The sequence below is a fragment of the Roseovarius albus genome, assembly GCF_900172335.1.
Classification (GTDB): domain Bacteria; phylum Pseudomonadota; class Alphaproteobacteria; order Rhodobacterales; family Rhodobacteraceae; genus Roseovarius; species Roseovarius albus.
The window spans coordinates 204,894-216,539 of the sequence record NZ_FWFX01000005.1; the positions used below are offsets into that span (position 1 = coordinate 204,894).

General features: G+C 55.0%; 11 protein-coding genes. 9 read left to right on the forward strand and 2 right to left on the reverse strand.

Features of this window, described 5'->3' with window-relative positions; translation table 11 throughout:
• The first annotated feature begins 19 nt into the window (after nucleotides 1–19).
• Genes hslO through ROA7450_RS09885 form a run of 3 tightly spaced genes read left to right on the forward strand, consistent with a single transcriptional unit; the run spans nucleotide 20 to nucleotide 2,754 of the window.
• Entirely contained in the window at nucleotides 20–1,012 is a 993-nt protein-coding gene (gene hslO / locus ROA7450_RS09875) for an Hsp33 family molecular chaperone HslO (RefSeq protein ID WP_085805541.1), read from the forward strand.
• Complete coding sequence (locus tag ROA7450_RS09880) at nucleotides 1,002–1,610, forward strand: CoA pyrophosphatase (RefSeq protein WP_085805542.1); 609 nt, start codon at nucleotides 1,002–1,004, stop codon at nucleotides 1,608–1,610. The genes hslO and ROA7450_RS09880 overlap by 11 nt, the downstream gene beginning before the upstream one ends.
• Nucleotides 1,588–2,754: a CCA tRNA nucleotidyltransferase gene (locus ROA7450_RS09885; RefSeq protein ID WP_234999485.1), complete on the forward strand. Its 1,167-nt coding sequence runs from the start codon at nucleotides 1,588–1,590 to the stop codon at nucleotides 2,752–2,754. Before ROA7450_RS09880 ends, ROA7450_RS09885 begins: the two co-directional genes overlap by 23 nt.
• A 3-nt stretch (nucleotides 2,755–2,757) precedes the next feature.
• Here ROA7450_RS09885 and ROA7450_RS09890 read toward each other — a convergent pair whose 3' ends face one another.
• Nucleotides 2,758–3,636, reverse strand: a complete 879-nt coding sequence (locus ROA7450_RS09890; RefSeq protein WP_085805544.1) for a LysR family transcriptional regulator — start codon at nucleotides 3,634–3,636, stop codon at nucleotides 2,758–2,760.
• 98 nt (nucleotides 3,637–3,734) lie between these two features.
• Between ROA7450_RS09890 and ROA7450_RS09895 the strand changes: the two genes are divergently transcribed.
• The 6 genes from ROA7450_RS09895 to ROA7450_RS09920 all read left to right on the forward strand — a co-directional run bounded on the left by ROA7450_RS09895 (nucleotide 3,735) and on the right by ROA7450_RS09920 (nucleotide 10,473).
• Nucleotides 3,735–5,186 carry an aldehyde dehydrogenase family protein gene (locus ROA7450_RS09895; RefSeq protein ID WP_085805545.1) on the forward strand — a complete coding sequence of 484 codons (1,452 nt, stop codon included), beginning with the start codon at nucleotides 3,735–3,737 and terminating at the stop codon, nucleotides 5,184–5,186.
• Nucleotides 5,186–6,160: a membrane dipeptidase gene (locus ROA7450_RS09900; protein ID WP_085805546.1), complete on the forward strand. Its 975-nt coding sequence runs from the start codon at nucleotides 5,186–5,188 to the stop codon at nucleotides 6,158–6,160. Before ROA7450_RS09895 ends, ROA7450_RS09900 begins: the two co-directional genes overlap by 1 nt.
• Nucleotides 6,161–6,167: 7 nt before the next feature.
• Nucleotides 6,168–7,856 carry a hypothetical protein gene (locus ROA7450_RS09905; protein ID WP_085805547.1) on the forward strand — a complete coding sequence of 563 codons (1,689 nt, stop codon included), beginning with the start codon at nucleotides 6,168–6,170 and terminating at the stop codon, nucleotides 7,854–7,856.
• Entirely contained in the window at nucleotides 7,853–8,482 is a 630-nt protein-coding gene (locus ROA7450_RS09910) for a DUF3726 domain-containing protein (RefSeq protein WP_085805548.1), read from the forward strand. Before ROA7450_RS09905 ends, ROA7450_RS09910 begins: the two co-directional genes overlap by 4 nt.
• 13 nt (nucleotides 8,483–8,495) lie before the next feature.
• Entirely contained in the window at nucleotides 8,496–9,512 is a 1,017-nt protein-coding gene (locus ROA7450_RS09915) for an Ldh family oxidoreductase (protein ID WP_085805549.1), read from the forward strand.
• Between the two features lie 166 nt (nucleotides 9,513–9,678).
• Nucleotides 9,679–10,473: an alpha/beta hydrolase gene (locus ROA7450_RS09920; RefSeq protein WP_085805550.1), complete on the forward strand. Its 795-nt coding sequence runs from the start codon at nucleotides 9,679–9,681 to the stop codon at nucleotides 10,471–10,473.
• Between the two features lie 49 nt (nucleotides 10,474–10,522).
• Here ROA7450_RS09920 and ROA7450_RS09925 read toward each other — a convergent pair whose 3' ends face one another.
• Entirely contained in the window at nucleotides 10,523–11,590 is a 1,068-nt protein-coding gene (locus tag ROA7450_RS09925; RefSeq protein WP_085805551.1) for a serine hydrolase domain-containing protein, read from the reverse strand.
• Nucleotides 11,591–11,646 lie beyond the last annotated feature (56 nt).

Here is an 11,646-nt window from a genome sequence, read left to right on the forward strand (position 1 = left end):
GCGTTTAAGGATACCCCCAATGACACTTGGACAAAAAATCGCCTGGGACGATACCGTACTTCCGTTCCAGCTGGACAAATCAGACACACGTGGCCGTCTCGCGCGCCTTGACGGCGTGCTTGACGGGATATTGAAGCAACACAACTACCCTGAACAGGTCGAGGCGTTGGTTGCAGAGATGGCCTTGCTGACCGCGCTGATCGGGCAGACGATCAAGCTGCGGTGGAAATTGTCCCTGCAGGTACAGACCAACGGCCCTGTTCGAATGATTGCGACCGACTATTACGCGCCTGAAAAAGAGGGCGATGCCGCGCGGATTAGGGCCTATGCCAGCTATGATGCGGATCGCATCACGGATGCACTGCCGTTTGAGCAGCTGGGCGAGGGCTATTTTGCCGTTCTGATCGATCAGGGTCCTGGCTCGGAGCCGTATCAAGGGATCACGCCGGTTGCCGGATCGGGGTTGAGTGAATGCGCCGAGGCGTATTTTGCCCAATCTGAACAGCTCCCGACAAGTTTTGCGCTGAGTTTTGGGAAGTCAACCGAGGGCGATAGCGCCGAACATTGGCGAGCAGGTGGGATCATGTTGCAACACATGCCCAAGGCGTCACCCTTTGCCACGGATGGAGCGTCTGGCGAAGGTGGCCTGCTGACGGCAAGCGATCTGCTTGATGATGATGACGCGGAAAACTGGTCTCGGGCGAATACGCTGCTGACCACGGTTGAAGAGCTGGAGTTGATCGGACCCTCGGTGTCACCGGCTGAGTTGTTGGTGCGCCTGTTCCACGAAGAGGCGCCGCGGGTCTTTGACGTGCAGGCCGTGCGGTTTGGCTGCACCTGTTCCGAGGATCGCGTGCGCAGCAGCCTGTCGATCTATTCGGCACAGGACATTGAGACGATGACAACGCCTGAGGGTACGGTCACAGCTGACTGTCAATTCTGTGGCGCGCATTACACGCTGGACCCCAAGTCCGTGGGTTTTGAGGCAGAAGAGCAGGCGCGTGACAACTGAGGCGCTCAAGCTAATACACGATGCCATCCGTGATGGTGGGCGTTTGTCGTCTGACTACGATCTCAATCCGGATGTAAACCTGCCCGCCGGTCGCAAATTGCGGCCGGCGGCAGTGCTTGTACCGATCTACTTTCGGGATGGGCAGGCGCGACTGATCCTGACCAAGCGCTCATCGGCCTTGAAGCATCATCCCGGGCAAATTTCTTTTCCGGGGGGCAAACAGGATTCAGAAGACAAAGACCTGATTGCCACGGGATTGCGTGAGGCATCAGAGGAAATTGGGTTAAATCCGGTGTCAGTCGATGTTCTGGGCTGTCTGAAACCACATGAAACTGTCACCAGCTTCAATGTAACGCCCGTGATTGGTGTGATACGTGATGATTTCACCCCGATTGCCGAACCGGGAGAGGTTGATGAGGTCTTCTCAGTTCCTCTGGTACACGTGCTGGATCCGGAGCATTTTACTGTAGAAGGACGCTATTGGCAGGGCACTTTGCGCCGGTATTATGCGGTGCCTTATGGGCCTTATTATATCTGGGGGGCAACGGCGCGGATGCTTAGAACGTTGGCAAACTATGCAACACAAGATGAAGATTGAGGCGGATTGGATCACATCAAAGGCATCGCAGGAGGTTTGTGACCTTCTGTCTACAAATGGGTATCAGGTTTTCTTTGTTGGGGGCTGCGTGCGCAATGCGCTGATGGATGTCCCGGTCAGTGATTTGGACATTTCCACCGATGCCCGGCCAGATCAGGTCATGGAATTGGCAAGAGCCGCTGGTCTGAAGGCCATTCCAACCGGGATCGACCATGGCACTGTGACGGTCATGAGCGATGGTGAGCCTTATGAAATCACAACGTTTCGCAAGGATGTATCAACTGATGGTCGAAGGGCCGAGGTGCGTTTTTCCGATGACATCGCCCATGATGCCGTGCGACGCGATTTCACGATGAATGCGCTTTATGCAGACCCAGGCGGGAATGTCGCTGATCCTTTGGGAGGCCTGCCTGATCTCGAAGCGCGGCGTATTCGTTTCATCCAAGACCCCGAGCGGCGCATTCAAGAGGATTATCTGAGAATTTTGAGGTTCTTTCGATTTCATGCATGGTACGGCGATCCAGATGGAGGTTTGGATGCTGAAGGCCTTGCTGCAATTGCGGCCAACGTCAATGGTCTGGGAGGGATTTCAAAAGAGCGTATCGGGGCGGAGATGCTCAAACTGCTGTCGGCCCCAGATCCGGCACCGTCCGTTGCGGCCATGCAGATCACAGGGACCTTGCAAGCCGTATTGCACGGGGCACAAAGTGAATCCCTGCCGATACTGGTTAAACTTGAGGAAGATTGCCGTATTTCACCAGATCCCATTCGGCGATTGGCTTGCCTCGGTGGGGAAGATGCTTCTGACCATCTGCGTCTCAGTAAATCGCAGGCAAGGGACGTGATTTTGCTTAGCCAGATCAGCCGGGAGGCCCTTAGCCTGCCCGAGCTGGGATACAAATATGGCCAACAAATGGGAACAAATGCTGTGTTGGTGAAAAGTGCTTTGATGCAGCAGCAAGTGACCGAGAGCCATCTTTACCAAATTTCTCAGGCGGCAACACAGGTGTTCCCCATATCTGCGGCAGATCTGATGCCAGACTATACGGGTCCGGCACTAGGTCGAAAGCTGAGAGAGCTGGAGGCAGCTTGGATTATGTCCGGCTTTGCACTGACCAAAACCGATTTGTTAGCGCGGGAATAATCTTTAATTCGTGGCGCCCAGATCAGCCACAATCAAATCGCAAAGTTCTTCGGCCAGTTTGATGTCACGCGACTGATCGCGCAAATACAGATAGACGTGGCGCTTGTCTGAGAGGTCTGAAATCGCGCGAAAGGCCAGCGCATCGGGCATGAACTGCACAACTGTTTTGGGCAGAATTGTTACCCAATTGCCGCTACGGACCATAGCTATCAGAGAGTGCGTGTTGTGCACGGTCACTTCCGCCCCGGCAACCGCAGCTTGGAAAGCAGGAGTTTGAATCAAGCCGCACAGATTGTTGTGGATGTACCGGTCTGAGGTCACTTCGGCGATGGTGGGCGGAATGGGCGAGTGGATCATCGGGTGGTCAGCCGAGCACACCAACCCGAATCGGTCTTCAAACAGCAGGGTGGAACGCACCCCATTGAGGGAAAATTGTCCTGATGCGATGCCAATATCGGCGTGGCCTTGCGCCATTGCATCCATCACTTGCTGTGTGTCGGTATCGCGTAGTTCGATCATGACGCCCGGGTGCCGTCTGGTGATGGTTTCAATCGCGGTCGGAAAGACATGCGCAGCGATGGATGGGACGGAAACAATGCGGATCAACCCGTGTGGCGAGGCGGCTGATGTCTCAATCGCGTGGACTGTATAATCAAACTGCTGCAGTTGTTTTTGCGCTAGTTCAAAGACTTGCTCGCCAACAGGGGACAGGCGGTTCTTGCGTTCAGTTTCAAATAAACGCTCGCCAAGGTGATCTTGCAACTGTTTGAGGGTCATCGACACCGCTGATTGGGTGCGGCCCAACCGGTTTGCAGCCTCGGACAGGTTTCCTGCGTGTACCACGGCGCAGAAGCATCTCAGCATTTCGATCTTGATGGTCATACTTCAGTTTTTTTGAAATTTCATTCAGTAGTTTGAATTTGACTGATAGTGCTATCAGAGTCCATCTGTTTCCAAACCCTAAAATTCCGGAGTCGACGATGTCTGCAACGCAACTGAACCTTATTGCTGGCGAATGGGTCGCTGGTGAGAGCGAAATCGAAAACCGTAACCCGTCTGATCTGAGCGATCTGGTTGGCATGTTTGCACAGGCCAGCACTGATCAGCTGGAGCAAACTTTGGATCAAGCCCAAATCGCGCAACGTGAATGGGCCGCATATGGTTTGGAGCGTAAGCAAAACGCTCTGATGAACATCGGCAACGAGTTGATGGCCCGCGCAGAAGAGCTGGGCACATTGCTGAGCCGGGAAGAAGGTAAACCGCTGGCAGAAGGCAAAGGCGAAGTCTTCCGCGCTGGTCAGTTCTTTACATATTACGCCGCTGAAGTTCTGCGTCAGATTGGTGAAAACGCCGACTCCGTGCGCCCTGACATCGAAGTTGACGTGCGTCGCGAGGCGGTTGGCATTGTTGCAATCATCAGCCCTTGGAACTTCCCAACTGCGACCGCTTCGTGGAAAATCGCGCCGGCGTTGTGCTATGGCAATGCTGTTGTATGGAAACCTGCAAATATCACACCGGCGTCAGCCGTTGCCTTGACCGAAATAATCAATCGCCAAGACATTCCCAAGGGATTGTTTAGCCTCGTCGTAGGTGCAGGCCGTTCAATCGGTCAACGTCTGGTCGAAAGTCCCAAGATCAATGCGATTTCCTTCACAGGTTCCGTACCGGTGGGCAAAGGCATTGCAACAGCTGCAATCCAGAACTTGACCAAAGTTCAGATGGAAATGGGCTCCAAAAATGCTCTGGCGGTTATGGATGATGCCGACATCGATCTGGCTGTATCCTTGGCACTGGGTGGCGCGTTTGGCTCAACCGGACAGAAATGTACCGCATCGTCACGCCTGGTTGTTGATGCCGCCGTGCATGACGCATTTGTTGAGAAACTGATTGCTGGTGCACAGGCGATGAAAGTTGGCCACGCGCTGGAAGCAGGCATTCAAATGGGTCCGGTTGTCAGCGAGCAACAGCTGAACGAAAACCTTGCCTATGTCGATCTGGGTAAATCCGAAGGGGCCGAACTGGCCTGTGGTGGTGCCCGTCTCGATATGCCGCACGATGGTTTCTACATGTCGCCTGGCGTGTTCCTGAACACCACTAATAACATGCGCATCAACCGCGAGGAGATGTTCGCCCCGCTGACATCTGTCATCAAAGTGGACAGCTACGACGAAGCGCTGAGCGTTGTGAATGACACGAACTTCGGCCTGACATCGGGCATTGTGACGCAAAGTCTAGCACGCGCCACGCACTTCCGTCGCAATGCGCGTACCGGTGTTGTGACCGTGAACCTGCCAACGGCTGGTACAGACTATCATGTACCATTCGGCGGCCGTGGCGACAGCTCTTACGGGCCACGTGAGCAAGGTAAAGCAGCGGCAGAATTCTACACCACTGTGAAAACGGCCTACATCTCAGCCGGGACACCAGCATAATGTTGATCGATGGCCTGCAGTACGCCAACTGGTCGGAAAAGATTTTCCGTCAGTTACGGGAAGGCGACGTGGATGCGATCCACGTCACCATTTCCTATCACGAAAATTTCCGCGAAACGGTTCTGAACTTTGAAAAGTGGAACCGTTGGTTTGAACAATACCCGGATCTGATCATGAAGGGGCAATGGGCCAGTGATATCGATAAGGCCCGCGAAACTGGCCGTACGGCGGTGTTCTTTGGCTTCCAAAACCCCAGCCCGATCGAAGACGATATTGGACTGGTGGAAATCGTGCACACCCTTGGCGCGCGTTTCATGCAGCTGACCTATAACAACCAATCGCTGCTGGCGACGGGCTGTTACGAGGCCGAAGACATGGGCATCACCCGCATGGGCAAGCAGGTCATCAAAGAGATGAACCGCGTAGGTCTGGTTGTGGATATGAGCCATTCGGCGGATCGTTCCACAATCGAAGCGGCCGATCTGTCCGAGAGACCAATTGCCATCACGCATGCCAATCCGCACGAATGGTCGCCCGCGCTGCGCAACAAGAAAGAAGACGTCATTCGGGCGGTCACAGAAAATGGTGGCATGTTAGGCTTTTCGGTCTACCCTCATCATCTGAAAGACAAAGGCGACTGCACGCTGGAAAGCTTCTGTCAGATGATCGCAGATACGGCTGAAAAATACGGCGCCGAGCATTTGGGCATTGGCACTGATCTTTGTCAGGATCAGCCAGACAGTGTTGTTGAATGGATGCGTGTTGGCCGTTGGACCAAGGAAATTGACTATGGCGAGGGGTCTGCCAGCAACGCGGGCTTCCCGACAATGCCAAGCTGGTTCGAAGACAACCGCCACTTTGGCAATATTGAACAAGGCTTGCGCGGCGTCGGTATGAACGACGCCGAGGTTGCAGGCATCATGGGCAAGAACTGGTACAAGTTCTTCGCTGAAAACTTTGGACCGCAAGGGTAATACTTATATGGAAGCACCAGCCCAAACCCACATCGCCCGTCGCGACCCCGAAACCGTGATGCGCCTGTCGCGTCTGGGGTCTTTTCATCAATGTCGGCTCAGCTTCATGCGGCAACTCACGCGCCGCTTGGCGCGAGAAAATTGGTCGTTCTCTCGACCTGTGTTCGATATCGATGAAAACGGTGTGGGGCGTGTGGTTTACACCGCTCAGGGGCCTGAGCATGCGTATTCTTTGGTGGCTTTTGCCCATGATCTGCCGCCCGAGAAACGCTCGGACCGTGTAATTGCGGATGCGTGGGATGCGACCTTTGCGTTGTTTGATGGTGTTCCAACCAAGGAAGATGTTGACCGCCTGTCGCAGAATGTACCATTGCAAGAGGCGGGGCGCGTGAGCGAAAGCGAATTGTCCCTGTCGCGGGCCAACCGTTCGGTCCGTTTGTGGAAACATGTGGTCGATGCACTCGCCAGCGGGCAGCAGCCCGATCTGGAGCAGATCTATCAGGTTGGATATCTGATGCGCACCACAGCTGTTTACGGTTCTGGAAAATTCGGCGCTTCGGATCGCGAAAACATCGCAGACCGACCCGAGACACAGGCCCCGTTTCAGGCAGAAATGTTGTCAGTTTACCTGACCCGTACCTTTGTTCGTGATCTGGTGCAGCATATGGCAAACATCAAAGGTGGGGCAAAAACCGCTGAATTAGACTCTAATATTGCTCGATGGCTCGGCATTGGAAACTCTACTGGTCTCGGCATGGCGCCATTCTTGGTGAACCACCCGGTCTTGTTGAACAACTGGATCATAGCGCGGGAAGAGGCGATTGCCCGTGTGCGCTCGATCGAGTTCGCCTCCGCTACCGAAGCACAGCATTTCCGCGATGTTTTTGAACGCAGCAAACTGTCAGTGTCTTGGTGGACGTCCGAGCACCCGATCCAGATCGAAAAGCTGGCAAAGCTGCGGGAAGATCTGGATAAGATCACCGCATATCTGACGCAAGATGATCTGACGAGAGATTACCCATGGAACCGGATGGTCGAGTGGTCGGAAGATGCGCTAAGCGAAGAAGGTCAAGAACTGGTTGCCTCGCAAATTCTGGAGCCTTACGCAGATCTTGTAGATGATCTTGGTATTCAGATGGCCAACAAGAACATGGATGTGTTCTATATTGATGGGTCCATGAGCGTCGATGAACTACGGTCTACTTTGAAGGCACAATTCGGCTGGGCCTTGGATAAGGACTGGACGGTGCAGGAACACTGTGCCCGCGCTTGGTATGTGTCCGAGGAAAAGCTGGAACCGCGTCTTGGTGAACGGTTTGAGGAGCCAATTGAAGAGTACGAGCAGCCTTTGGCTCCGGCGCGTGATGCGGCGCGTGCCTATGCGGCACTCGCAGGTTGGGACGGCGACAAGCGCGTTGCGGAATTCTTGCTGCAACATCCTGAGCACCGCCACACCGTGCGTCGGGTGCAGATCCGCCCGGTTGCGCCTTATGGTGAGATTCAGGACAACACCATCAGCTGTGACATCATGCCGATCGATATGCTGCGCTGTAAGCTGTCGTTCTTTGGGGCCACGCATTTCGATCCGCGCTCGGACCGTTGGGTACGGATCTGCATGTATTCCGGCGCGCCCTACCCGGAAGAGCTTTCAATTGAAAACGCAGACCAGTGGGTCTATCCGGAGTTGCCCGCATGAGTTATTCCCTGAACGAGATTGAGGTCACCGCTAAAAAAGCTGCGCGAGGGGCCGGATACAGCTGGGGCATGGCCGAAGAAGCGGGCAAAGCTGCGCGCTGGTTGTGCATTCAAGGGCAGGAAGGTTGTGCCACTCTGGCAGGCTTTCTGGGTCAGATTGATGGGCAGGACCTTTCAGATCATACGCCGCTGACATTGTCGGTAGAATGGAAAGCAAAATCAACGCTTTGCCCGTTGACAAGTGGAGCTGCTTTATCAGATTGCGCGGCGGATTTGCAGAGCGGAGAGATCACCTTAAAAGAGGTCATCTATCCCGCCTTACTCATGCCCTTTGCCGCGCGGGCGGCAGTGCGGTTGGGTCGCGTTGTGGCGCTGGAGTGTGAAGGTGCGCGCGCGGTTACAAATGGGGCGGAACTGTCTTTGGATGGGGTATTCCCAACCCGTACGACGCAGGTGGTGGTGAGCCTGCAAGCAGAGATGCCCGCAGCGTTGCCCCGTCATACGCGCGGAACGCCAACACCGGAAGATCTGGCCACGCTGAGCAAATTTGCCCACCGCACCTATGCCCCGGCGACCGAGGAATCACGCTTGTTGGGCGCGGGGGCCGGCCTGTCTGACAACGACTAAGAACGAGAAAAATATGACTGAGACACAAACACTTAGCCTGGCTGAGATCGAAGAAATTTCGCTGAAAGCCTTGATGGTTGCTGGGGCTTCCGAAGAAAACGCCAAGCCTTTGGCTGTCGCGACCGCCGCGACTGAAGCGGATGGCGTCGCCAGCCATGGTCTGGCTTATATCCCGATCTATTGCGAGCATGTGCAGTGCGGCAAAGTTGACGGCCAGGCCTCGCCGGTTCTGTCGCAGCCGCGCCCCGGGGTGATCACTGTTGATGCGGCAACTGGGTTCGCGCATGCGGCAATTGATATGGGGTTTCAAAAGCTTATCGAGGCTTCTGAGGCACAAGGCATCGCCGCGCTGGCAATCAACAACAGCTATAATTGCGGGGTTCTGGGGTATCATACCTACCGTCTGGCGCAGGCGGGGATGGTGGGGTTGGGCTTTACCAATGCGCCTGCGTCTATTGCGCCGTCAGGTGGGGCAAAACCGGTGGTTGGGACCAATCCGTTTTCGCTGGCTGTACCCGGATCGGATGGCGAACCTGCGCTGCTGATTGACCAAAGCGCCAGCACGATTGCCAAGTCGGAGGTGATGAAACACGCCCGTGAAGGCAAGCCCATTCCAGAAGGTTGGGCATTAGATGTTGATGGAAACCCAACAACAGACCCAAATGTTGGGCTTAAAGGGTCGATGGCACCGTCCGGTGGATACAAGGGGGTGGGGGTGGCTTTGCTGACCGAGGTGATGGCGGCGGCGCTGGCCGGGGCCACGCTGGGCATTCATGCCTCGCCGTTTTCCGGCACCGCTGGCGGTCCGCCAAAGACCGGCCAATTCTTTATGGCGATTGATCCGGGGGCAACCTCAGGTGGGTATTTTGCTGAGCGAATTCAAGATCTTGTCGGGGCGATCCGGGCGCAGGATGGGGCGCATATTCCGGGCGATGGCCGCACCGCCAAGCGCAAGGTCAACCGCGAGGCGGGCGTGGCCGTGAACGTGGCCACATTGGACAAGATCAACGCCATTATCGCGGCGGGATAACGTACAACTTGTACAAGATGTACAGGGGTTTTTACAAAACTCAGATGCATTCAAAGGGTGGGCGATTTGCCCGCCCTTTTTCACACCAATCCAAGCGCTGAATGACAGGCTTGCCGGTGGTCCCTTTCGTCGCTCATAGTGGAGTTGCGAAACGGGAGCGTCTGTCATGAGCAAAGAAATTGTACTGATCCACGGAGCCTTTGCCGGGCCGTGGTGCATGGAGGAGTATGCCGGGTTTTTCCGTGACCGAGGCTGGACGGTGCATGTGCCGGCGCTGCGGCATCATGGCGGCGACCCGAATGCCGAACCTGATCCGGGGCTGACCGACACCAGCGTCATGGATTACGCCAATGACATTGCCGAATTTGTGCAGGGGCTGGACAGCACGCCGGTTTTGCTGGGCCATGCCATCGCCGGGGTGGTGGCGCAGCAGGTGGCGGCGCGCGGGCTGGCCAGCGCGATTGTGCTGATCAATCCCAATGCGCCCTGGGGCAACCTGCCGGAAACCGATGATGAACGCGCCGTGCCACGCGCGCTGATGGAAGGCGGGGCCTTCTGGAAAGCGCCGATGCGGGTCGAGTTTGACCTGATGGCCCATTTTGCCCTGAACAAGCTGAGCGAGGCGGACCAGCATAAGGTGTTTGACCAGTTGGGGCCCGAAAGCGGGCGGGTGATGTTCGAGATGTTTTTCTGGATGTTCGATGACCACCACGCGATGAAAGTTGAGATCGACAAGGTCGATTGCCCGGTTCTGGTGGTGTCAGGCGCCGAGGACCGTGCGGTGAACCCCAACACCTGCCGCGCATTGGCGCAGATGTATGGTGAGCACGGAACATTCATGCTGATTGAGAACCACGCGCATTTCCTGTTCATAGAACCGGGATGGGAAAAGGTCGCGGGGCGGATTGACGGGTGGTTAGATGAAAGTATTTGTAGGATGAGTGTTTACACCCGTCTATGATTGTGGGGCGTCGATAGATGAGGGCGAACACCCATCTTACGCGCGCCATTTATCGCCGCGCCAGATTATTTATTTTAAGCAATGCGCTATGTAGAGCAGAAAATGCATTTCTTGGGCTTTCGGGTGATCCGTTGAACAAGATTACCACAGTCTCGTCGTCAGAAAATCGAAATACAGTGGTAAAGATGCCCTTTAAGGCACCCCAATGAGTCAAGTGCTGACCATTCTCCTCCATCCAGACATGCCATCCCGATGCATAGAAGTCATCGCTTTGATCATCAGGTGAAGAATTTTTAAATAAGGGTTTCGGAGCTGACGCAAAATACCAAACTGAGTTTGCGTTGCCCACTGCTCCACCTGCGATACCCAACTCTGAGATCCAGGCTTGCTCAGCTTCGGTATTCTGTACGGGGGTCCAGCCCTCGCCGTCAAATTCCCAATTGAGTCCGGCGCGCTCATACAAATTGACACCGGCGTTCTCCAACAACTTATTATCAAGGTTTTCAGGTTGATTGGGGGCAAGCAAGTCACTCAACAGGCAAAACCCTACATTTGAATATGCTGTTTTGCTGCCGGGATCGTGGTCAAGCGGCATTGTTTGCCATGTAGCCTTGGCCACTTCAGCGCAGCTTGATGAATTGTCTAGGCCAACCCGTTCAGGCGCAAAAATTGGATCGAAACTGATAGTCCAGTCGAATCCTCCCCGATGTGCCAGAAGGTGTCGCGGTGTAATCAGAGCGGCGCGAGGGTCATAAGGTTTGGGAAGGTCAATCAGCTTGGCGATTGGTCTGTCTAAATCGATCTGTTCTTTTTTTGCCTTCTCGATGAGCAACGTTGCCGCAATTGGTTTAGTGACTGAGGCCAGATAAAAAGACTGTTCAGGCAACATGGCTGTGTTTTTCAGTGGGTCCGATACACCAAACGCTACGACTTTAGGCCGTGTATTCGCTGCACCATAAGCCAAGACCGCGCCCGGAATATTGTGGACCTGAAGAAAGGTTGCGACAGTGTCTTCAATGTTGCTAGGTGAATGACGTCGGTCGGTCAAAACTATGATCACCGCGATGATGACAAGAGCCGCGGCCCATCGCAGTCGTGCTCCACGCGTATTAATCATTTGGGTTCACGGTGCATCGCCTAAAATCGTGGGACACGACGAAGTTGGTCTGACAT

What these genes read in the sequence shown, in the direction of transcription:
- ROA7450_RS09885 (WP_234999485.1), top strand. Translation starts at nt 1,588, where the DNA reads ATGCAACACAAGATGAAGATTGAGGCGGATTGGATCACATCAAAGGCA.
- ROA7450_RS09910 (WP_085805548.1), top strand. Translation starts at nt 7,853, where the DNA reads ATGAGTTATTCCCTGAACGAGATTGAGGTCACCGCTAAAAAAGCTGCG.
- ROA7450_RS09915 (WP_085805549.1), top strand. Translation starts at nt 8,496, where the DNA reads ATGACTGAGACACAAACACTTAGCCTGGCTGAGATCGAAGAAATTTCG.
- ROA7450_RS09925 (WP_085805551.1), bottom strand. Translation starts at nt 11,590, where the DNA reads ATGATTAATACGCGTGGAGCACGACTGCGATGGGCCGCGGCTCTTGTC.
- ROA7450_RS09895 (WP_085805545.1), top strand. Translation starts at nt 3,735, where the DNA reads ATGTCTGCAACGCAACTGAACCTTATTGCTGGCGAATGGGTCGCTGGT.
- ROA7450_RS09905 (WP_085805547.1), top strand. Translation starts at nt 6,168, where the DNA reads ATGGAAGCACCAGCCCAAACCCACATCGCCCGTCGCGACCCCGAAACC.
- ROA7450_RS09920 (WP_085805550.1), top strand. Translation starts at nt 9,679, where the DNA reads ATGAGCAAAGAAATTGTACTGATCCACGGAGCCTTTGCCGGGCCGTGG.
- hslO (WP_085805541.1), top strand. Translation starts at nt 20, where the DNA reads ATGACACTTGGACAAAAAATCGCCTGGGACGATACCGTACTTCCGTTC.
- ROA7450_RS09890 (WP_085805544.1), bottom strand. Translation starts at nt 3,636, where the DNA reads ATGACCATCAAGATCGAAATGCTGAGATGCTTCTGCGCCGTGGTACAC.
- ROA7450_RS09900 (WP_085805546.1), top strand. Translation starts at nt 5,186, where the DNA reads ATGTTGATCGATGGCCTGCAGTACGCCAACTGGTCGGAAAAGATTTTC.